Annotated in this window: 12 protein-coding genes; 10 read left to right on the top strand and 2 right to left on the bottom strand. The window is 72.1% G+C overall.

Annotated elements, in window-relative coordinates; translation table 11 throughout:
- Positions 1 to 527: 527 nt before the first annotated feature.
- Complete coding sequence (locus AXE84_RS03125) at positions 528 to 4,478, top strand: eIF2A-related protein (protein ID WP_060956803.1); 3,951 nt, start codon at positions 528 to 530, stop codon at positions 4,476 to 4,478.
- Between the two features lie 196 nt (positions 4,479 to 4,674).
- The gene (locus AXE84_RS03120) at positions 4,675 to 5,412 is read left to right on the top strand and encodes a CDP-alcohol phosphatidyltransferase family protein (protein WP_060956802.1); all 738 of its coding nucleotides are present in this window, start codon (positions 4,675 to 4,677) and stop codon (positions 5,410 to 5,412) included.
- A 5-nt stretch (positions 5,413 to 5,417) separates the two neighbouring features.
- On the opposite strand, the gene AXE84_RS03115 is transcribed toward AXE84_RS03120, so the two are convergent.
- Complete coding sequence (locus tag AXE84_RS03115) at positions 5,418 to 6,419, bottom strand: hypothetical protein (protein ID WP_060956801.1); 1,002 nt, start codon at positions 6,417 to 6,419, stop codon at positions 5,418 to 5,420.
- A 163-nt stretch (positions 6,420 to 6,582) separates the two neighbouring features.
- On the opposite strand from AXE84_RS03115, the gene AXE84_RS03110 reads away from it, so the two are divergent.
- Complete coding sequence (locus AXE84_RS03110; protein ID WP_060956800.1) at positions 6,583 to 7,596, top strand: TIGR01777 family oxidoreductase; 1,014 nt, start codon at positions 6,583 to 6,585, stop codon at positions 7,594 to 7,596.
- A 37-nt stretch (positions 7,597 to 7,633) separates the two neighbouring features.
- Here the strand turns inward: AXE84_RS03110 and AXE84_RS03105 are convergent, their stop codons facing one another.
- Entirely contained in the window at positions 7,634 to 8,467 is an 834-nt protein-coding gene (locus AXE84_RS03105) for a class I SAM-dependent methyltransferase (protein WP_060956799.1), read from the bottom strand.
- 186 nt (positions 8,468 to 8,653) lie between these two features.
- Here AXE84_RS03105 and gdhA point away from each other — a divergent pair, with 186 nt between their 5' ends.
- From gdhA to AXE84_RS03070, 7 genes are all read left to right on the top strand, one after another.
- The gene (gene gdhA / locus AXE84_RS03100; protein WP_010614362.1) at positions 8,654 to 9,991 is read left to right on the top strand and encodes an NADP-specific glutamate dehydrogenase; all 1,338 of its coding nucleotides are present in this window, start codon (positions 8,654 to 8,656) and stop codon (positions 9,989 to 9,991) included.
- A 333-nt stretch (positions 9,992 to 10,324) separates the two neighbouring features.
- Positions 10,325 to 12,754, top strand: coding sequence for a bifunctional metallophosphatase/5'-nucleotidase (locus AXE84_RS03095; protein ID WP_060956798.1), 2,430 nt, complete (start codon positions 10,325 to 10,327; stop codon positions 12,752 to 12,754).
- 506 nt (positions 12,755 to 13,260) lie between these two features.
- Complete coding sequence (locus AXE84_RS03090) at positions 13,261 to 14,025, top strand: DeoR/GlpR family DNA-binding transcription regulator (RefSeq protein ID WP_060956797.1); 765 nt, start codon at positions 13,261 to 13,263, stop codon at positions 14,023 to 14,025.
- The gene (locus tag AXE84_RS03085) at positions 14,022 to 15,032 is read left to right on the top strand and encodes a 1-phosphofructokinase family hexose kinase (protein WP_060956796.1); all 1,011 of its coding nucleotides are present in this window, start codon (positions 14,022 to 14,024) and stop codon (positions 15,030 to 15,032) included. Before AXE84_RS03090 ends, AXE84_RS03085 begins: the two co-directional genes overlap by 4 nt.
- A gap of 242 nt (positions 15,033 to 15,274) precedes the next feature.
- The gene (locus AXE84_RS03080) at positions 15,275 to 17,446 is read left to right on the top strand and encodes a PTS fructose transporter subunit IIABC (RefSeq protein ID WP_060956795.1); all 2,172 of its coding nucleotides are present in this window, start codon (positions 15,275 to 15,277) and stop codon (positions 17,444 to 17,446) included.
- A 559-nt stretch (positions 17,447 to 18,005) separates the two neighbouring features.
- Positions 18,006 to 18,449 carry a sterol carrier family protein gene (locus tag AXE84_RS03075; RefSeq protein WP_060956794.1) on the top strand — a complete coding sequence of 148 codons (444 nt, stop codon included), beginning with the start codon at positions 18,006 to 18,008 and terminating at the stop codon, positions 18,447 to 18,449.
- A 464-nt stretch (positions 18,450 to 18,913) separates the two neighbouring features.
- Positions 18,914 to 20,605, top strand: a complete 1,692-nt coding sequence (locus AXE84_RS03070) for an RNB domain-containing ribonuclease (RefSeq protein WP_060956793.1) — start codon at positions 18,914 to 18,916, stop codon at positions 20,603 to 20,605.
- Positions 20,606 to 20,612: the final 7 nt, after the last annotated feature.

The following is a 20,612-nucleotide window of genomic DNA, read 5'->3' as shown; positions in this document are numbered from 1 at the left end:
ACCTCCGCTGGGTGAGCCCGCCGTCGGGGACATTTCTCTACGGCCGGGGACATTCTTGTGTGGCGGGGGACGTTCGACGCCGTCGGGGACGGGAATCCTGTCCCCGGACGCGCAGGATGCCCCTGCCCGGAGTGACACGCACCCGACCGCGCGGAATGTCCCCGTCAGCGCTGGTGGCTGGCCCGGCGATGGCGGGGAGGAGGAGTCTGCGGTACGGGAGGCGGTGGTGGCGGGCTCGCACGGCGCCCGAATTGACATCGAGGCCGCCCCGGCGACCGCATCCAATAATTCTCTGGGCGTCTCAGGAAGATATCGACATGGTGGGCGATCCGGTCTCGGCCGATGGCCCAACGCCCTCCCGCGCCCGCCCGAACGGGGCGCGGTGGTGCGGAAGGGGGCGCCTCAGCGTGTCGCGCACCCGGCGTGGCGCCCTCTCAGCCCCGGATTTGCCAGATATCACTCAGGTAACTGCTCGCAATCGGCTCAAGATGCCGCAGATACCTCGCAGAGATCTCTAGACTTCAACCATGACTGTGCCTTCAGAGACCTCGGCGACGATCGACCCTCGTGAGGTGTCACTGTATGCCGGCCACTTCGACGCGCTGTGGGGTGTGGCCTGGAGCCCGGACGGCACGCGGCTCCTGTCCGGATCGCACGACGGCACGGCCCGGGTCTGGGACGCAAGCCGCGGTACCGAGCTGTTCGCGCTGGCCGGCCCCAGCCTGTCCATCAGTGCGGTGGCCTGGAGCCCCGATGGTACGCGGCTACTCACTGCGGCGGAGGACCACAGCGTGCGCGTCTGGGACGCGACCACTGGCGCCGACCTGCTGACCCTGGGGGTCGGCGGCTCCGGCGTGGGCGGGGCGGTGGCCTGGAGCCCCGACTCCACCCGCATCCTCACCAGCTTCGACGACGCCTCGGCCCGCATCTGGGACGCCTCCAGCGGTCAGGTGGTGCGTACTCTGTCAGGGCACACCGAGCACCTCACCGCAGTGTCGTGGAGCCCGGACGGGACCCGAGTGGCCACCGCCTCCGACGACGGCACCGCCCGCGTCTGGGACGTCACCACCGGCACCGAGCTGCTGCGCGTGGGCCCGATGGCCTTCGTGGGGCGCGGCGCCACCATGGGCCCTGACGGCAGGCCGACCCACGTCGGCCCGATCGAGCCGATGACGGGCCTGTCATGGAGCCCGGACTCGCGCCGCATCATCACCGCCTTCGACTCGGCCGAGCCCCGGGTCTGGGACGCCGCCACCGGCGAGGAGGTCCTCAGCCTTCACGGCCGTGAGCGGCGCTGGGTCAGCGTCGTCTCCTGGAGCCCCGACGGCAGCCGCATCATCACCGACGACATCTCCGGCACCACCGCCCACATCTGGGACGCCGCCACCGGCGAGGAACTGCTCAGCCTGCGCGGCCACCACCAGTGGGCCTGCGCCCTGGCATGGAGCCCGGACGGGACCCGAGTGGCCACCGGCTCCCACGATGACACCGTGCGCGTCTGGGACGCCGCCACCGGCCAGACCCAGCTCGTCCTGGGGGCCGGCAACTCCGTGGAGACGGTCTCCTGGAGCCCCGACGGCACCAAGCTCAGCATCGGCGCCAAGATCGGCGGCAACCGTGTCTGGGACGCCACCACTGGCGAGCCGCGCCTCACCGTGGACAACGGCGCCCGAGAGCTGAGCGAGGTCGTCTGGAGCCCAGACGGTACCCGCCTGGCCACCTCCTCCTACCTCTCGCCCCGCGTCCTCATCCTGGACGCCTCCACCGGCGACGTCGTCCAGGCCCTGACCGCCGGGGAGGACGACGTCAACGACATCGCCTGGAGCCCGGACAGCGAGCGCATCCTCACCGGCCTGGGAGACGACCGCGCCGCGATCTGGGACGCCGCCCGCGGCGAGCGCCTCCTGACCCTCGAGGGCCACAGCGACATGATCACCTCGGTCGCCTGGAGCCCCAACGGCCAGCGCGCCCTGACCGGCTCCCAGGACGGGACGGCCCGCATCTGGGATGCCGCCACCGGCGAGGTCATCCACACCTACACCGGCAACTGGGTGCGCGACGTCGTGTGGACTCAAGGGGGCCCGCGCGTCGTCACCGGCAGTGCCGATGGCGCCGCCCACGTCTGGGACGTCATCACCTCCGGCGAGCTCGTGACACTGCGTGACGACGCCGCCATGGTCCGCTCCTACGCCTGGAGCCCCGACGGCGCCAAGGTGCTGGCCGGCTTCGACGACGGCGTCGTGCGCGTGTGGGACGAGGTCTCCGGCAAGATCGTCCTGTCCCTGGCCGGTCACCGCTTCGGCGTCACCGACGCGCAGTGGAGCCCCGACGGCACCCGGATCCTCACCGGCTCCGAGGACGGCACCGTGCGCCTGTGGGACGCCACCACCGGCGAGATGACCGGACTGTTCCTATGCTTCCTGCCCGACGGCGGGGTCGCCATCCTCGACGCCCCCTCCCTGAGCCTGCGCTCGGGCCCCGCGGAGGTCTGGGACTACCTCGGACGCCCCGAGATTCTCGCCGGCCAGCTCACCCGCGTGGGCGTGGAACGGCGCCAGTACCTCAACTCCGACCCGCTGCCCACGGTCGTCTCGGAGCCGTCCCCGGCCGAGACCACTGACGAGGACCCGACGACGTCGGAGCCGGTTGAGGAGCCCCAGGTTCCCGAGGCCACTGAGCCCTCTGAGGGGAGGGAAGCATCGGAGGCCGACGTGCTCGGCGATTCTGTCGATACCCCCTCCGTCTTCGCCGTGCCCGCACAGCCGGCGGCCGAGTCCGCTACTGAGGCCGAGCAGCCCGCCGCTTCCCAGTCCCCTGAGGACGCTCCCGCCCAGGCCCCGGAGTCGTCAGCCCCTGCCGGCGAGCCCCTCATCGAGGAGGCCCCCGCCGAGGCCCAGGCCCCGCAGGTCGAGGAGCCCGCCCCGGCCGAGACCGAGAGCTCCGAGACCCCCGAGCCGGTCCCCGCTCCCGAGGAGGAGGACGCGGCCACTGCTCACCAGGCCCGGCACGCGGCGGTGACCGACCACACGCCGACCGAGGCCGCTCAGGCCCCCGATGTCCTTGGCAAGCCGGTCGCGCCGGCCGAGACCGAACCGGTCGCCGCGCCGACGGGGGAGACCCTCCTCGTCCAGCCCTTCCCCGTGGAGCAGGGCCTCGTGGACGGTGAGGTGAGTGCACCGGCCGTGGCGCCGCCCGCGATGGTTGAGATGCCGCCGGCCCTGGCCGCTCCTGAGGGCGACCGGCAGGAGCAGTCCGAGGCGCAGCCCGTGCTGAGCACCCCAGAGGCCAGCCAGGAGGTCGGCGCCGAGGCCGGCGCCGCCACGCTCACCGTCCCGGCTCCCGAGGCGGAGGCGGCCGACGGCTCGCGCCGGGCCCGGCACGCCGCCGCCACTGCGCAGACCCCGGCTGACGCCCCGGAGCAGGCCGCTGAGGGCGGCATCGAGGCGGCCCAGTCCTCCGAGCCAGGGCTGGCTTCGCCGACCGACGTGGCCCACTCCTCCGGGACGGCCGAGTCCGCCTATGAGCCGGTGGCGATCCCCGCCGTCGAGCATGCCGGTGGTGAGCCCGTGGCGGCGCCCACCGGTGAGACCGTTGCGCCCGATCAGCTCGAGCTCCCCCTGGCCCCGGCCGACGCCGTCGCTCACGAGGGTGACGAGGTCCCCCTCGACCTCTCCGAGGAGGCCCCGGAGGCCGCTGCCCCCGCCGAGGCGACGGCCCCGCCCGTCACGGACGCCGCGGAGACGGTGCGTGCCGCCGGCCCGGTGGACGTCTCCGACGCCGCTGATGCCGCCCCCGCCACCGACTCCGCCGATGCGCCGGTACCTGAGGCGCCGGTGTCCTCCGGTGCTGAGGCCGTCTCCGCGCCGACCGCCTCAACGCCCGAGGGTCAGCCCGAGGACCACGCGGTGCCGGAGGTCCAGGCTGAGAAGGCCCCGGCCGAGCAGGCCCCCGTCGAGCACCCGCAGGCCCAGGAAGACCCGGAGAGGTCGCATGAGCCTGAGGAGGCCGAGGCCTCGCAGCCCACGGATGCCGAGGCGCCCGCCGAGGACCGACCGGGCGCCGAGGAGGAGCCGACCGAGCCCGTTGAGCCGACTGAGCCGACCCCGGCACCATGGGGGAGTGCGGACCTGCGTCAGCGGATCTACACCGAGGTCCAGGAGTTCGTCGCCGCCATCGCGCGCCGTGACGTCAACGAGCTGGCGAGCCGCTACGGCATCGCCGGCAACGACCTGGCCGGCCTCGATGAGCAGCTGGCGGGCCTGTCGAGCCCCGCGTCGGATCTGACCCTCTACCCCGTGGAGCAGGCCGACGACTATGTTGACGGCCACCACCGCCTCGACCTCAGCGAGCTGGAGGGCGGCGGCGTCGTCATCAGCAGCGAGCTGTGGGCCCACGATCGGCCCTGCGGTGCGCGCCTCATCGCCCACTGGAACCCCATGGGGATCTACCCCTTCGACTTCCGCAACGTGAGCATGTGAGTCATCTCCCGCGCGCCTCCCCGGCGCCCGGCAAGTTTGAGTGCGCCCCCGACCGGCAGGTACGGGGGCGCACTCGCTTCTCGAGCGGTCCGAGGGAGACGGGGATCGCTCAAGAGCGGCGCCGGCGGATAGGTGCCGGGGCTGTGAACCGCATAGACTTCCCGCCGTCAGTGTTATCCATCGAGAGGGGACGTCTGTGTCGACGGGGCAGTACCCGGCACGGGCCCGTGTCGCCGCCTGGGCAGTGCACATCTTGACCATGTCGGGACTGGTGTGGGCCAGCCTGGCCATGCTCGCCACGATCCACCCCCGCCGGGAGTTCACGTGGATGTGGGTCTGGCTGCTCGTCGCCCTCGTCGTCGACGGCGTTGACGGCACCCTGGCCCGGCGCGCCCGGGTCTCGGAGATCATCCCCTGGTTCGACGGCGGCATCGTCGACATCGTCGTCGACTACCTCACCTGGACCTTCATCCCGGCGGTCTTCATGTACGTGGCTCTGCCGATGGGCCCCAGGCCGCTGGCGGGCCTGCTCATGGCCCTCGTCCTGAGCTCGTCGATGTTCTGCTACGCCAATAAGCAGTGGAAGTCCACCGACTACTACTTCGTGGGCTTCCCGGCCGCCTGGAACATCGTGGCCCTCATGTTCTACGTGCTTCAGACCCCGGCGGTCTTCAACATCATCGTCACCCTCATTTTCGTGGTGCTGACCCTGGTGCCCACGCACTACGCGCACCCGGCCCGCGTCAAGCGCTTCCGCGCCCTCAACATCGGTGCGGTGGCCGTGTGGTTCCTGGCCACCTGCTGGCTGGTGGCGATCTACCCGCACCGGCCGCTCAGCCTGGTCGCCGTCCTCATTGTCTCGGGCGGGTGGTTCCTGCTCGCCGGGGTGCTGCGCTCGATCCGCGGGGAGGAATCGACTGCGGCAGCGGTGTAGGCCGCCTAACCGTCCCCGGGGGCGCGTAGCCCCCGGGCGACCGCCACGTCACGCAGCCAGCGGCCGCCCTCCAGCAGGAAGGTGGCCAGCACCAGGCCGATGACCACCATGATGACCCAGCCGGGGTACTGGTTGCCGTGCCCGTCGTCGCCCGCCAGGAAGAAGTACACGTAGGGCGCCACGAAGGTGATGAGGGTGACGAGGAAGCCGGCGAAGCGGATGCGGCGCCGCTTACCCGCCACCATGGCGATGATCCCCCAGGTGTAGGGCACCGCAGTGATGATGTCGATTGCCCACAGCACCCAGGGGTTGCCGCGGAAGCCGGGGGCGTAGACGGCCGGGAGCGCCCGCAGCGAGGAGTAGATGAACACCGTCGCGTAGGCCAGGAAGCGGGGGTTGTGCAGCAGACGGACGATACCGGCGCGCGGCACCAGGTCCACCTTCGCCTCCTGCAGGGCGGCCAGGGTGTGCCGGGAGACGCGCAGCGGGTCCGTCCCCTCCAGGACAGTGCGCAGGTAGCGGATCTGCTCAGGCGTACCGGTGGCCCACTCGTCCAGGAGCCGGCGCGGGCTCACGGCGACGACGACGCTGCCCTCGCCCTGACCGGCCCCGTTGGTCCGCGGTGTCTCGGCGCCGTCGGGCGCCTGCGGGGAGGCGACGTGGACGAGGTGCTCACCCAGGACGCTCCGCAGCAGCCCCAGTCGCTGCGTGGGAACCTCGCTCAGCCACAGGCGCTGCCCGTGCTCCACGGCCAGGGACAGGGCGTGCCCCAGGGCCCAGCCGCGCTCGTCGGGCGCCAGCAGCTCCTCAGGGGCGGAGAGCTGGGCCAGCTCGGGCACCTCAGCGACGTTGAAGCGCGTCAGGTCGCCGACCCGGTCGACGGCCGCCACCGTCCGCAGGACCTCGGGGTCCAGGACATGGCGCCGGGTGACGGGAAGCTCCGTGACGGAGCGCAGAGCCATCACGTCCATGACGGAGGCACGGGGAGTGGGAGTGTGTTCGGGCATTGGGAAGAGCCTAAAGGAGTGGGTGCCCTTTGTGTGCATCCTGTGAACCGATACGGCTCACTCCTGGCCAGAAGAGAGCGGAAACCCGCCTCCCCTCGCGTCGTCGGTAGGGGCGCGGCCGGGACCGGGGCCCGTGGGGCGGCCGAGCGCCTAGGCTGAGTACATGAGTACTCACGCCTCCCCCTCAGAGCGGTCCAGCCGGCGCGGCGACCCGGGGCTGCTCGTCGTGGCCGGAGCGGGCCTCATCGGATCCCGCCTGGCGGACCTGGCCCGGGACCACGGCTGGAGAATCCGGATCCTCCACCGCAGCGCAGCGGGCCAGGCACCTCGGGAGGGCATCGAGGTCGATGACTCCGGCAGGGAGCACGCCTGGTGGGCGCCCGCCGAGCGCCTCCTGCCGCCCGGCGCCCTGGAGGGCGCCAGAGCCGTGGTCTGCCTGTCGGGCGCACCGATCGCGCCGCGCCCCTGGACACCGGCGCGCCGTCGCGAGCTGGCGGCCTCACGCCTGTCCACCACCGCCCTCATCGCCCGGGTCGCCGCGGGCCTGCCCCCGGCCGGGCGACCCGAGGTCCTGCTGAGTGGATCGGCCACCGGCTTCTACGGGGATCGGGGCGATGAGATCCTCACCGAGGCCAGCGGCCCGGGCCAGGGATTCCTGTCCGAGTTGTGCCGGCGCTGGGAGTCGGCTGCGGGCCCGGCGGCGCAGGCCGGGCTGCGCACGGTCCAGTCCCGCACGGGCCTGGTGGTCAGCTCCTCGGGCGGGTTGGGCAGGATCCTCGGCGCCGCCTACCGGGTTGGGGCGGGGGCCCGGCTGGGCCGCGGCGACCAGTGGCAGCCGTGGATCGGCCTGGAGGATGCCGCCGCCGGGCTCCTGTGGGCCATCGAGCACGACGACGTCCACGGGCCGGTCAACCTGACCGCGCCCGAGCCGGCGCGCAACCGCGACCTCCACCGCCTGCTGTCCCGCGCCGGCGGCCCGCCCTCGATAGCAGTCGTGCCCCAGCTCCTGCTGGACCGAGCGGGCAGGGCCGGGGCGGCCGGGGGTGCTGGAAGCGTCGGCGGGATGCTCGCCGAGCTGCTCGGTGCCTCCCAGCGAGCAGTGCCTCAGGCGCTGCTCGCCTCCGGATTCCGCTTCACCGCGCCGGACGCGGCCTCGATCTGGGCGCTGGGCACCTGACGCCCGCCCGGTGCCGGTCGATCCCGTGCACCCGCACTCAGACGCGCGCCAGGACCTCACCGTGCACGACGACGAACCAGGCGTCCTCGCTGTCTCCCCACTGCCGCCACGCCTGGGCCATCGTCTCCAGGTCGGCCCTGTCCGCCAGTCCCAGCTCGACGGCCCGCGGCCCGAAGGAGGTCAGACACCGCTGCGCCCAGGTCTGCGACTGCCAGGCCCGGTCGGCGGGCGTGGCATAGCACCAGGTGGAGGCCGAGGCGCTCGCGTCGGCGAAACCCGCCGCCCGGGCCCAGGACAGCAGCCGGCTCCCGGCGTTGGGCTCGCCTCCGTTGGCCCGGGCGGTGGCCATGTAGACCGAGCGCCACTGCTCCATACCCGCGGGCTCAGGGAACCAGGTCATGGCGGAGTAGACGGCGTCGCGCACGGCCACGATCCCGCCGGGGCGGGTGACGCGGCGCATCTCGGCCAGGGCGCCCACCGGGTCCGCGAGGTGCTGAAGGACCTGGTGGGCGTGGACGACGTCGAAGGAGGCGTCCTCGAAGGGCAGGGCCATGACGTCCCCGCTGGTCAGCTCCACCTGCTCGGACAGCCCCCGTTCGCGAAGCGTCGCCCGAGCCGCCTCCAGGGCGCCGGCCGCGGCGTCGAGGGCGACGACCCGCCCCGGGGCGACGCGTTCAGTGAGATCCGCGGTGATGGACGCCGGTCCGCAGCCGACGTCGAGCAGATCCATTCCCGCACGCAGGTGGGCAAGCAGGTAGGCGGCCGAGTCCGCCGCGCCGCGCCGCGAGTGCGCGCTGAGCACCGCCGCACTGTGACCGTGGGTGTAGCGGGCCGTCTCGACGGAACCGTCCGAAAGCTGTTCACTACTCATGCCTCCAGATCCTCCAGGAATGTGATCTGTGTTGCGTGGACGTCCGGAATGTGGCCTCCGCAACGGCAATTTCCCTCCGGATCGCGAGATGTTTCGTCTCAGTGAACGTCTCGGTGGAAGTCTTCTCGCGGCGCCGCGGCGACCAGCCAGGTGCTGAGCTTATTCCGCTAGGCGAAGGAGTCCCCCATGCAGGACGTTGTCGAAAAGGTCTATGAGCAGGTTGTGGCTCGCAACCGTGGAGAGGTCGAGTTCCATCAGGCCGTCCACGAGGTGCTCGAGTCCCTCGGTCCCGTCATCGCCAAGCACCCCCACTACGCCGACGGCGCCCTCCTGGAGCGCATCGTCGAGCCCGAGCGCCAGATCATGTTCCGGGTCCCGTGGGTCGACGACGCCGGCCAGGTTCACGTCAACCGCGGCTTCCGCATCGAATTCAACTCCGCGCTGGGCCCCTACAAGGGCGGCCTGCGCTTCCACCCCTCGGTCAACGCCGGAATCATCAAGTTCCTCGGCTTCGAGCAGATCTTCAAGAACGCCCTGACCGCCCAGGGCATCGGCGGCGGCAAGGGCGGCTCCGACTTCGACCCGCACGGCCGCTCCGACGCCGAGGTCATGCGCTTCTGCCAGTCCTTCATGACCGAGCTGGCCCGCCACATCGGCCCCTCCACCGACGTGCCCGCCGGCGACATCGGCGTGGGCGGCCGCGAGATCGGCTACATGTTCGGCCAGTACAAGCGCCTGCGGAACTCCTACGACGCCGGTGTCCTCACCGGTAAGGGCCTGGCCTGGGGCGGCTCCCTCGTGCGCACCGAGGCCACCGGCTACGGCACCGTGCTCTTCGCCCAGTCCATGCTCGCCACCAGGGGCGAGTCCCTCGAGGGCAAGAAGGTCCTCGTCTCCGGAGCCGGGAACGTGGCGATCTACGCCATCGAGAAGGCCCAGCAGCTCGGTGCCACCCCCATCACCTTCTCCGACTCCTCCGGCTACGTCGTCGACGAGGCCGGGGTGGACCTCGAGCTGCTCAAGCAGGTCAAGGAGGTCGAGCGTGGTCGCGTGGCCGACTACGTCGAGCGCCGTCCCGGTGCCCGCCTCGTGACCGGCGGCTCCGTGTGGGACGTCCCCGGCGACGTCGCCCTGCCCTGCGCCACCCAGAACGAGCTCGACGGCGACGCCGCGAACACCCTGCTGCGGGGCGGCTGCGGCGTGGTCTCCGAGGGCGCCAACATGCCCTCCACCCCGGAGGCCGTCGAGGCCTTCCAGAAGGCCGGCATCCTCTTCGGCCCCGGTAAGGCCGCCAACGCCGGTGGCGTAGCGACCTCCGCCCTCGAGATGGAGCAGAACGCCGGCCGCACCCGCTGGGACTTCGCCACCGCCGAGGCCAAGCTGACCGGCATCATGGCCGACATCCACGACTCCTGCGTCGCCGCGGCCGAGGAGTACGGCCGCCCCGGCGACTACGTGCTCGGCGCCAACGCGGCCGGTTTCACCCGCGTCGCCGACGTCATGATCGCCCACGGCATCGTCTGATACCTGGCTGAACCGGGCTCGCGCCCACAGCGACGGCGTCCGTCGCCTCTGAGAACGAGGCGGCGGACGCCGTCGCTGTGGCTTGGGGGAGGGGTGGGATCGGCGCTCTTGGCAGCCACCCGCGGGGCTCGTTCCTCGCTGCGCTCCCGCCGTGGAGTCAGGTCCCGACGGCGCTGACGGACACCCGGGGGAGGTGGGCGCGAGCGCTGTCTGATGAACGTCAGTGAGTGCCGTGAAGAACAATGCCCCGTATCGCCGGGGCGCATACGGTTGCGCATGTTCCTCTCCTCATCTTCTCCCGGGTCACCATCCCTCCGCCTGATAAGGAACGACATGCGACTGCGCCCCACGCGGGCCGTCAGGGTCAGCGCCGTCATGTGCGCGCTGACTCTGACAGCCCTCAGTCCCTTCCCGCTCAGCCCTCCCGCCGGTGCTGACGAGCCGGCCGCCCCGGCTGCCCCTCCGGCCGCCGGTGCCACCACCATCGACCTGCTGGGCATCACCGACCTGCACGGCCACATCTCCCGGACCACTCAGACGGACAGCGGTACCGGGCAGACATCCGTCGAGGACCCCGGTGCTGTCACGCTGGCCTGCGAGGTCTCCTCCGCCCGCGCCGCCAACCCCAACACGCTGTTCGTCTCCGCCGGAGACTCCGTGGGTGGATCGGCCTACGTCTCCTCCATCCTCCAGGACCGCCCCACTATGGAGGCGCTCAACGCGATGTCCCTGGATGTCTCCGCCCTGGGCAACCACGAGCTCGACCAGGGCCTGACCGACCTGGAGACGCGCATCCTGCCCGCCTCGAACTTCCCGATCCTGGCCGCCAACGTCTCCGGCTCGACTCCCTTGAGCGCCGAGGGCGGCGGCAAGGGAACCTTCATCAAGGAAGTCGGCGGTGTGCGCGTCGGCTTCGTCGGTGTCGTCACCGATGAGCTTCCCACCCTCGTGTCGCCCTCGGCCCTGTCCACTCTCACCCTGAGTCCGGCGGTCGCCGCCGCCAACGCCCGTGCCGCCGAGCTCAAGGACGGCGACCTGGCCAACGGTGAGGCCGACGTCGTCGTCGTGCTCAGCCATGAGGACGCGGCCTCCACGGCCACGAGCTTCTCCAAGAACGTCGACGCCGTCTTCTCCGGGCACACCCACGTGCCCTTCGCCAAGACCGTCACCGGCGCCGAGGGCAACCAGATCGCCGTCGTCCAGGCCGACCACTACGGCTGGGCGCTGGGCCGCATCCGCCTGAGCTACGACCCCGCCAGCCGGAAGACCTCAGTGGTCAGCGCCGACAACAAGGACCTGCGCGGCTCGAGCTGCACCACCGATGCCTACGGCGTCGCCGGAATCGTGTCCCAGGCGGAGAAGGACTCCGCCGCCGAGGGCGGCAAGCCGCTGGCCAAGATCGGCTCGGACTTCCTTCGCGGCTCGGACGGCTCGGGCCCCGGCGCCAACCGCGGCACGGAGTCCACTGCCTCCAACCTCATCGCCGAGTCCTTCCGCAGCTGGCTCGCCACCGACATCCAGCCGACCGGCTCCACCCGCTACGTGGGCATCATGAACCCCGGCGGCGTGCGCGCCGACCTGCTCTACGCCGCCTCCGGCTCGGAGGGCGATGGGGTCCTGACCTCGGGGGAGGCCTACACGGTCCAGCCCTTCGGCAACGAGATGGCCTACACGACCCTCACCGGCGCCGAGCTCAAGGCGCTGCTGTCCCAGCAGTGGCAGCCCGGCTCCAGCCGCCCCGTGCTCACCCTGGGGCTGTCCAGGAACGTCGACGTCCTCACCGAGGCCACCACCGATCCCGCATACGGGGGCGAGGCCGGAGCCGCCCCCGCGATCCGCGAGATCCTCGTCGACGGCAAGCCGCTGGCCGACGGCGACAGCGTCGTCGTCGCCTCCAACTCCTTCCTGCTGACCGGCGGCGACGGCTACACCGTCCTGAAGGACAAGCCCGTGACCAACACCGGCGTCCTCGACCGCGACGTCACCTCCACCTACCTGGCCTCCTTCGGCGACAAGCCCGTCACAGCCGACTACTCCAAGCGGCAGACCGCGATGACCGTGGGGCCCGTGTACGTCAGCTCAGGTGGCGCGCGCAGCACCGACACGGTCTCCGTGACCCTGGACTCCCTGGCCTACACCAACCCCACCGAGCAGGCCGCCGGCGCCCGGCGTGTGCGCGTCAGCGCGGGGGATAAGGAGATCCTGACCAAGGACCTCGACCTCACCGTCAACCCCACCGGCCCGACCACCGGGCGGGGCGACTTCAACCTCACCTTCCCGACCGACGCCCCCACGCGTGCCTGCCGCACGGTCCAGGCCACCACCTGCCGCTGGGCCTTAGTCGAGACCCTCGACGCCGCAGGTGCGGTTCTCAACCGGTTCTCGGTCGAGATCGAGGATGAGGATGCGGCCGACCCCGGAGCGGGCCCGGGCGACAGCACGGCGACGGGCGCTGACGCTGCGGAGGACGGGGCCGGCGGCAAGGCGGCATCCACCCCGCAGGGCGGCCCTGGTGCTGGTGAGACCTCCGCGGGAGGCGGCACCGAGCCGTCTGCGGGTAGCGGCGCGCAGCCCGCAGCCACCGCCGCTCCAGCCGCGTCCGGAGCGCCCGCCCAGGCGGCCGGAGCCGAGCGCCCGAACCAGGCGGCCAGTGATGGTCCTCTGGCCCGCACCGGAGCCTCACTTGGCGCGGGGGTACTCGCCCTCGCGCTGCTCGTCGTCGGCGGCTACCTCATCCTGCGCCGCAGACGGCAGGTCGCCTGACGCTGCCTGACGCCGGCTGACTCGGCTGACGCCGGCCGGGTCGGCCTGACGCAGGCCGCCCCAGGCTGACCCGCAGCGATACGCGGATCGAGACTCGTGCCCGTCATCCCCACTCGGGGAGGCGGGCACGAGTGCTGTCTGCGGGGCGTCGACGACGGGGTGTCACCGGAGACTGTTCGGGCGGCCTGGGCGGCGAGGACTGCGGTCCGCGCCGAGGACGTACTTTCCGGTCGGGGACTGCGTTGTCCTCCGGGCTACTGGGGTGTGCCCGCAGTCGTTTGTCGGAGAACGCAGTCCTGGGTGCCGATGTACGTCCTCGATGGGGCGGTGGTGCCCGTGGGGCGTCCCTGTTCTTCAAACAACCTATGGATTGTATTGTGGATCACAAAGGGGTAGACGTGAATGTCTGAACAGACATATTCTCGTGTCTGTTCAGACATGTTGGGTCAACGTGATGCCCGAACGGGCGTCCTGAGTTGACGGCACGGACCTTCCAGGAGGTGAACATGCGCATTGAGGACAGGCACCGCCAGATCGTGGAGCAGGTGCGCGGTGCAGGGCGGGTTCTCGTCACCGAGCTCGCCGAGCACTTCGACGTCACCCCGGAGACGATCCGCCGTGACCTGACCGCCCTGGACCGCAGCGGCGCCCTGCGCAAGGTCCACGGCGGCGCCATCCCCGCCCCCGCCCTGCCGGAGACCGGCGTGACCCAGCGCGAGCAGGTCAACCCCACCGCCAAGCAGGCCATCGCCCGCGCCGCCCTGGCGCGGCTCGCACCGGGGCCCGGCACCACCCTCCTCATTGACGCCGGAACCACCACCGGATCGCTCGCCCGCCTCCTGCCGGGCGACACCGACCTGACCGTCATCACCAACTCCGTCCTGACCGCCGCCTGCCTGGCCGGCGCCGGACGCACCCGGGTGCGGATCCTGGGCGGTCAGCTGCGCGGACTGACCCAGGCCGCCGTTGGCCCCGAAGCCGTCGAGGCCCTGTCCACCCTGAGGGTCGACGTCGCCGTCCTGGGAGCCAACGGCCTGAGCGCGGCCCACGGACTGTCCACGCCCGACCCCGACGAGGCCACCGTCAAACGCGCCATGGTGCGCAGCGCCCACCAGGTGGTGGCCCTGGTCGACTCCACCAAGATCGGCCAGGAGCACCTGGTCTCCTTCGCCTCCCTCGACGACATCGACCTCCTGGTCACTGACGTCGAGCTCCCGCCCGCACTCATCGACCAGCTCACCGCCACCGAAACCGAGGTCCTTGTCGCATGATCCTGACCCTCACACCCAACCCGTCCCTCGACCGCACCGTCTCCCTGCCCGGACCCCTCCAGCGCGGCGCCGTCCAGCGCCTGACCGGCGTCGTCATGGAACCGGGAGGCAAGGGCGTCAACGTCGCCCGCGTCCTGTCCAACGCCGGGCGCGCCGCCACCGCCGTCCTGCCCGCTGCCGAAAACGACCCCATCCTCACCGCCCTGGGCGCCCTCGAGCTGCCCGGCCTCACCGTGCGATCCGTGCCCGTGGCCGGACCCGCCCGCATCAACACCGCCGTCACCGAGCCCGATGGCACCACCACCAAGCTCAACGAGCTGGGGGCGGGCCTGAGCGAGGAGGAGATCGACGCCGTCGAGCAGGCCCTCCTGGAGACCCTCACCCTCACAGGCGTGTCGGCCGAAGCCGACACCCACCACTGGGCGGTCCTGTCCGGCTCCCTGCCGCCGGGCGCGCCGGCCAGGTGGTACGCCCGCCTCGTGGGGCTCCTGCGGGAGGCCGCCTCGGGGCTGCGCATCGCCGTCGACACCTCCGACGAGCCCCTGGCGGCCCTGGCCGCCGAGCTGCCCGCATCGGCCCCCGACCTCATCAAACCCAACGGTGAGGAGCTCGGTCAGCTCGCCGGCCTGCCCGCCGAGCGCGCCATGGCGCTCGAGGAGGGCGCCCTCCGGGGTGACTACGGTCCCGTCGTCGACGCCGCCCGACTCCTGGTGGGCCTGGGGCTCGGTGCCGTCATGGTGACCCTCGGCCCCGCTGGCGCCGTCCTGGTGACCGCCGACGGCGCCTGGCACGCCACCGCCCCCGAGGTCCCGGTGGTCTCCACCGTCGGCGCCGGGGACTCCTCGGTGGCCGGCTACATCCTGGCCGACGTCAACGGCGGCGACGAGGCCGAGCGCCTGCGCACCGCCATGGCCTGCGGCTCGGCCGCCGCCTCCCTTCCCGGAACCACCCTGCCCACGCCCGCCGACCTGCCCGAGCAGGCGGCCGTCGTCACCCGGCTCTCCTGAGCCGGGGCGCCCGCAGGCGCCGGGCCGCGGACCCTCGAGCCCGCGGCTCCTCGCACACGCTGGCGTCTGCCGGCCGGCCACCGAGCCGGTACCAGCACCTACTGCCCACCGACTGTCCGCCACTCGCCCACCGACCCACCGCATCACCATCACCGACCGCATGACCGCCGCCCACCACCCTTGACCACCTGTGACCCGCCGCCGCCCACCGGGCGACGGCACCTCGGACACCAAGGAAGACCATGACCGAGAACAAGCCCCTCATCATCCCCGAGCTGGTCGCGCTCGACGCCGACGCCGGCCCGGGCAAGGAAGACGTCATCGAGTTCCTGGCCGCCACCGTGGCCGGCGCCGGCCGGGCCTCCAGCCCCGACGGCCTGGCCGCCGACGCCAAGAAGCGCGAGTCCACAGCCCCCACCGGGATCCCCGGCGGCATCGCCATCCCGCACTGCCGCAGCTCTCATGTCCTGGCCCCCAGCCTCGGCTTCGCCCGCCTGGCGCAGCCGGTCGACTTCGGGGCCGCCGACGGGCAGGCCGCCGACCTCATCTTCATGATCGCCGCCCCCGACGGCGCCGACGACTTCCACCTCCAGCTCCTGGCCAAGCTCGCCCGCGGACTCATGCAGACCGAGTTCACCGACGCCCTGCGCCAGGCCGCCGACGCCGAGGAGATCACCCGGATCGTCACGCAGCAGGTTCAGCCCGAGCTGCTCGACGGCGGGGAGGGGGCCGAGGACAGCGCGGCCAGTGAGGCCGGTGAGGCCGGAAGTGCCGCGGACTCGGCCGCAGGGTCCGGTGCCGCGCAGACCAAGGCCGCTGCGGCGTCGTCGGCCCCGGCGGAGGGCGAGACCGTCATCGTAGGGGTCTCCTCCTGCCCCACCGGCATCGCCCACACCTTCATGGCTGCCGAGGCCCTGGAGCAGGCCGGCAAGGACCGCGGCATCACCGTGGCCATCGAGGGACAGGGCTCGGGCAAGATCGACGCCCTCGACCCCGAGCTCATCAAGCGGGCCAGCGCCGTCATCTTCGCCCACGACCTGCCGGTCAAGGGCCGCGAGCGCTTCGCCGGCAAGCCCGTCATCGACGTCGGCGTCAAGGCCGCCGTCAATGATGCCGGCTCCCTGGTGGACAAGGCTCTGGCCGCCGTCGATGACCCGAGTGCCGCCCGCGTGCCGGCCGGCGGCGAGTCCAGTGAGGAGAGCGAGGAGGGTTCCGAGCACTGGGCCCGGCGCCTGCAGAGGTCCGTCATGACCGGGGTGTCCTACATGATCCCCTTCGTGGCCGCCGGCGGTCTGCTCATTGCGCTGGGCTTCCTCCTGGCCGGGTACGACGTGGCCAACCTCTACGAGAAGATCTCCATCAGCGACTACTCCCTATGGAACCTGCCCGGTAACGAGTTCGTTCACGAGATCAAGAACTCGGCCGGCGACGTCGTCGGCACCGAGACGATCACCGTCTCGCAGTCCGGGCTGTTGCTGTACATCGGGTGGACGCTGTTCCTGCTGGGGCAGGCGGCCATGAGCTTCCTCGTCCCGGCGCTGGCCGGCTACATCTCCTTCGGGCTGGCCGGAAGGCCCGGGATCGCGCCCGGGTTCGTCATGGGGGTCGTTGCGGTCGAGGTCGGGGCCGGGTTCATCGGCGGCCTGGTCGGCGGCATCCTCGCGGGCTACTTCGCGGCCTGGCTCGCCGGGCTCGGCGTGCCGGCCTGGCTGCGGGGGCTCATGCCCGTGGTCATCATCCCGCTGGGCACGACGCTGGTGGTCGGCGCCGTCATGTACCTGGTCCTCGGTCTGCCGCTGGCCGCCCTCATGACCGCGCTGCAGGACGGGCTGACCTCCATGTCCGGGGGCGGGTCGGCCGTGCTGCTCGGCGTCATCCTCGGGCTCATGATGTGCTTCGACCTGGGCGGGCCGGTCAACAAGGCCGCCTACCTGTTCGGCACCGCGGGACTGTCCGCGGCCAGCGCCAGCAACACTGCTCCCTACGAGATCATGGCCACCGTCATGGCCGCAGGCATGGTGCCGCCACTGGCGATGTCCGCTGCGACCTTCCTGCGCTCGCGGCTGTTCACCAAGGCCGAGGTCGAGAACGGGCGCAGCGCCTGGCTGCTGGGACTGTCCTTCATCTCCGAAGGCGCCATCCCCTTCGCCGCCGCCGACCCGCTGCGCGTCATCCCGGCCACGATGGCCGGCGGCGCGGTCACCGGTGCGATGACCATGGCGATGCACGTCGGCTCGCGCGCGCCCCACGGCGGCGTGTTCGTCGCCTTCGCCATCACCAACTTCGGTGGCTTCCTCTTGGCGATCCTGGCCGGGACGGTGGTGAGCACCGCGCTGGTCATCGTCCTCAAGGGGCTGGGGCGCAACGCCGACGGCAAGAAGGGTGTTGAGGCGCAGGCCGCGGCTGCCGCCTGATCCGGCAAGCCTCATCGCCGCGTCATCGTGCGGGGTCCCGCCAGGTGCGGGGCCCCGCACGACGCGTGTGAGGACCTCGGGGGCCGGGTCCGTGAGGCTCGGTGTCCTTCGGCGGGGACGCTTCACGCGGCCAGGGACACACCCCTCCCGCCGGGGACATCCCGCGCGCACGGGGGCGGGAATCCTGTCCCCGGCGGCGTCGAATGCCCCCGGCCGTGCGGAAATGTCCCCGACGGCGCGGAACGTCCCTGTGGGCTGTGCCGCCCCAGATCGAGGACGTACCTTTCGATCGAGGACTGCGTTCTCCTAGAGAAGGTGACGGCCCGGGCGCAGTCGTTTGGTGGAGAAGTACGTCCTGGGCGCAGAACGCAGTCCCCAATGTTCCAGGACGGCTGCGCGGCGCCGCCGTCGAGACCGATCAGAGCCGACCGGCATGACCTCGTGGAGGTCTTCGCCGCGGGTACGGGGGCTCGCCGCCCGACGGGCCGGGCTGCCGTGCGGCGCTGTCGGGCTGGGCTCGCCTGCCAGTTCCGGGGTGCTCCGGCATAGGCTTCGCGCCATGGCTGCAAGACGACGCATCGACCCCGCCGCCGGCGCCCAGGCCCTGCGCCAGTGGGCCCAGGAGCAGGGCACGTCCGACGACGAACCGGCCGGAGCTGGGAGCGGTGCCGGCCCCGGCTCCGCCAGTCCCACCGACCGGGCCGCCCGACGTCGGGTGACCGCCACCGCCGTGCGCTACACCCTCGAGGAGCTTGCCGCCTGCGCGCCCGGGCGCTCGGTCGAGGTGCGGGTCCCGCCCTTCGGTGTCACCCAGGCCGTCGCCGGCACTGTCCACCGCCGGGGCACCCCACCCAGCGTCGTCGAGACCGACGCCGTCACCTGGCTGGCCCTGGCCACCGGCCGGCTCACCTGGCAGGACGCCCTGGCCGACGGCGCCCTGCACGCCTCCGGTGAGCGCTGCGACCTGTCCGCCTACCTGCCTCTGGTCCGGCTCCCCGGGTAGACATCAACATTTTCTTCAAAATCGACCCGTAGCCGCGTCGATTCTGAAGTTTTGGTCGATGTGTGGGGCGCGCTGCGGGTGTGCGCGCCCGTTGGGCACTGCACTGAGGGCCGGCGCCGGTATGACCGTCGCCGTGCCGCCCTAGCGCCGCCCCGATTCTGACTGTTGCTCTGCGAACCGGGGCTGCTCCGCGGACTCGTTGGGGCACTCCCATGTCCTGAGGCGTCGTGGACTGTTGTGCCAACCGCGCAGAGGACGAAAGTGTCACAAATGGCGACTTTTCAACGCACGCTGTCGGAGCAGGCGTCCGGGCGCAAGGTCCTGACCAGCGTTAATGCATTCTGACTGGTCGTCTGCGGAGCGCACTCGGTCCTAAAAGTCGCCGCCCGTGACAGATTGGGCCGATTCCGCCCCATCCGCCCGTTGGTCACTGCGCTGAAGGCCCGCGCCGGTAGGTTCATCCCATGAGTCGCACGCGCCTGAGCACCTACACCGCCCCGCCCGCCGAGGTCGCCCGGACCTTGGACGCGTTGCGCGCGCACTACGAGGTGCCTGCCGCTTTCCCGCCCGAGGCCCTCGCCGAGGCGGAGGCCGCTGCCGGCGCCTGGGCCCAGGACGGCCCCGCCCGTCTTCTGGCCGACGGCGCCCGCGACGCCCGCGACCTGGAGCTGGTCACCATTGACCCGCCCGGCTCCATGGACCTCGACCAGGCGCTGCTCCTGGAGCGCCTGCCCGGGCAGACCGACCAGGCCGGCGCGGCCGCGGGGGAGGTCGGGGACGCCCCCGAGCCGTCGGCCGCCTACCGCGTCCACTACGCCATCGCCTCCCTGGCCACCTTCGTCACCCCCGGCGGCGCCCTGGACACCGAGCTGCGCAGCCGCGGCGAGACCATCTACGCCCCCGATGCCGCCACGCCCCTGCACCCCGAGGTCCTCTCCCACGGCGCCGCCTCCCTGCTTCAGGACGCCGAGCGCCCGGCCTGCCTGTGGACCATCGACCTCGACGAGCGCGGCGAGGTTGTCTCCGCCCGCGTCGAGCGGGCCCTCGTGCGCTCGCGGGCGCGCCTCAGCTACGCCCAGGTCCAGGACGCCATTGACGGGGAGGACGCCCTGCCCCAGGAGGTGCCGGCCGACCTGCCCGAGCTTCTGGCCGAGATCGGCCGTCTGCGTCTGGAGCGGGAGGCCGCCCGCGGCGGCATCAGCATGACCACGCCCGAGCAGGTCGTCGAGGTGACCGAGGCGGCACATGCGGCAGAGGCAACACAGGCGGCGGAGCCGGCGTCGCCGTCGGGTGACGCCGAGCCCGTCAAGCCCGCCGAGAGCGCCAGCCCGGCCGGCTACCGGCTCGCCTACCGCGTGCCCGTGCCCGCCGAGCAGTACAACGCCCAGATCTCCCTGCTCACCGGCATGTGCGCCGCCCGGATCATGGTCGAGTGCGGCATCGGCATCCTGCGGACCCTGCCGCCGGCGCGCCCCGAGGACTACGCCCGCCTGCGGCGCGTCGCCGCGGCCCTGGGCATCGCCTGGCCGGCCGCCCAGCCCTACCCCGAGCTCGTGCGCGGCCTGGACCACGCCATCCCCGCCCACGCGGCCTTCATGGAGCAGGCCATGTCCCTCTTCCGCGGATCGGGTTACCTCGCCTTCGGGGTGGGTGGCGTCGGGGTCCCTGCCAACGACGAGGCCTCCGACTCCGAGGAGACCGTCCACTCCGCGATCGCCGCCCGCTACGCCCACGTCACCGCGCCGCTGCGCCGACTCGTGGACCGCTACGGCGAGGAGGTCTGCATCGCCGCCTGCGCCCAGGCGCCCGTGCCCGAGTGGGTCCTCCAGGCACTGCCCGACCTGCCGGGCGTCATGGAGCAGACCGGCAAGCGCGCCCGCGCCATCGGCCGCGGAGCCCTGACCGCCCTGGAGGCCCTGGTCCTGCGCGGACACGAGGGCGAGGTCTTCGACGGCGTCATCACCTCCGAGCGCGACGGCCGCGGCGAGCTCGTCCTGGCCGAGCCCGCCGTCGTCACCGAGATCCGAGCCGGCAAGCGAGCCGGCAAGAAGGCCTTAGACGGCGGCCTCCCGGTGGGTGAGCGCGTGCGGGTCCGCCTCCTGTCCGCCGACCCCACCTCCGGCATCCGCTTCCAGCTCCTGACGCACCAGCCCTGAGGCGCCC

The sequence above is a fragment of the Actinomyces oris genome (assembly GCF_001553935.1).
Lineage (GTDB): Bacteria > Actinomycetota > Actinomycetes > Actinomycetales > Actinomycetaceae > Actinomyces > Actinomyces oris_A.
This window is presented reverse-complemented; position numbering and strand designations above follow the sequence as displayed.

What these genes read in the sequence shown, in the direction of transcription:
- AXE84_RS03075 (WP_060956794.1), top strand. Translation starts at nt 18,006, where the DNA reads ATGGCTGCAAGACGACGCATCGACCCCGCCGCCGGCGCCCAGGCCCTG.
- AXE84_RS03090 (WP_060956797.1), top strand. Translation starts at nt 13,261, where the DNA reads ATGCGCATTGAGGACAGGCACCGCCAGATCGTGGAGCAGGTGCGCGGT.
- AXE84_RS03085 (WP_060956796.1), top strand. Translation starts at nt 14,022, where the DNA reads ATGATCCTGACCCTCACACCCAACCCGTCCCTCGACCGCACCGTCTCC.
- AXE84_RS03110 (WP_060956800.1), top strand. Translation starts at nt 6,583, where the DNA reads ATGAGTACTCACGCCTCCCCCTCAGAGCGGTCCAGCCGGCGCGGCGAC.
- gdhA (WP_010614362.1), top strand. Translation starts at nt 8,654, where the DNA reads ATGCAGGACGTTGTCGAAAAGGTCTATGAGCAGGTTGTGGCTCGCAAC.
- AXE84_RS03080 (WP_060956795.1), top strand. Translation starts at nt 15,275, where the DNA reads ATGACCGAGAACAAGCCCCTCATCATCCCCGAGCTGGTCGCGCTCGAC.
- AXE84_RS03125 (WP_060956803.1), top strand. Translation starts at nt 528, where the DNA reads ATGACTGTGCCTTCAGAGACCTCGGCGACGATCGACCCTCGTGAGGTG.
- AXE84_RS03105 (WP_060956799.1), bottom strand. Translation starts at nt 8,467, where the DNA reads ATGAGTAGTGAACAGCTTTCGGACGGTTCCGTCGAGACGGCCCGCTAC.
- AXE84_RS03070 (WP_060956793.1), top strand. Translation starts at nt 18,914, where the DNA reads ATGAGTCGCACGCGCCTGAGCACCTACACCGCCCCGCCCGCCGAGGTC.
- AXE84_RS03115 (WP_060956801.1), bottom strand. Translation starts at nt 6,419, where the DNA reads ATGCCCGAACACACTCCCACTCCCCGTGCCTCCGTCATGGACGTGATG.
- AXE84_RS03095 (WP_060956798.1), top strand. Translation starts at nt 10,325, where the DNA reads ATGCGACTGCGCCCCACGCGGGCCGTCAGGGTCAGCGCCGTCATGTGC.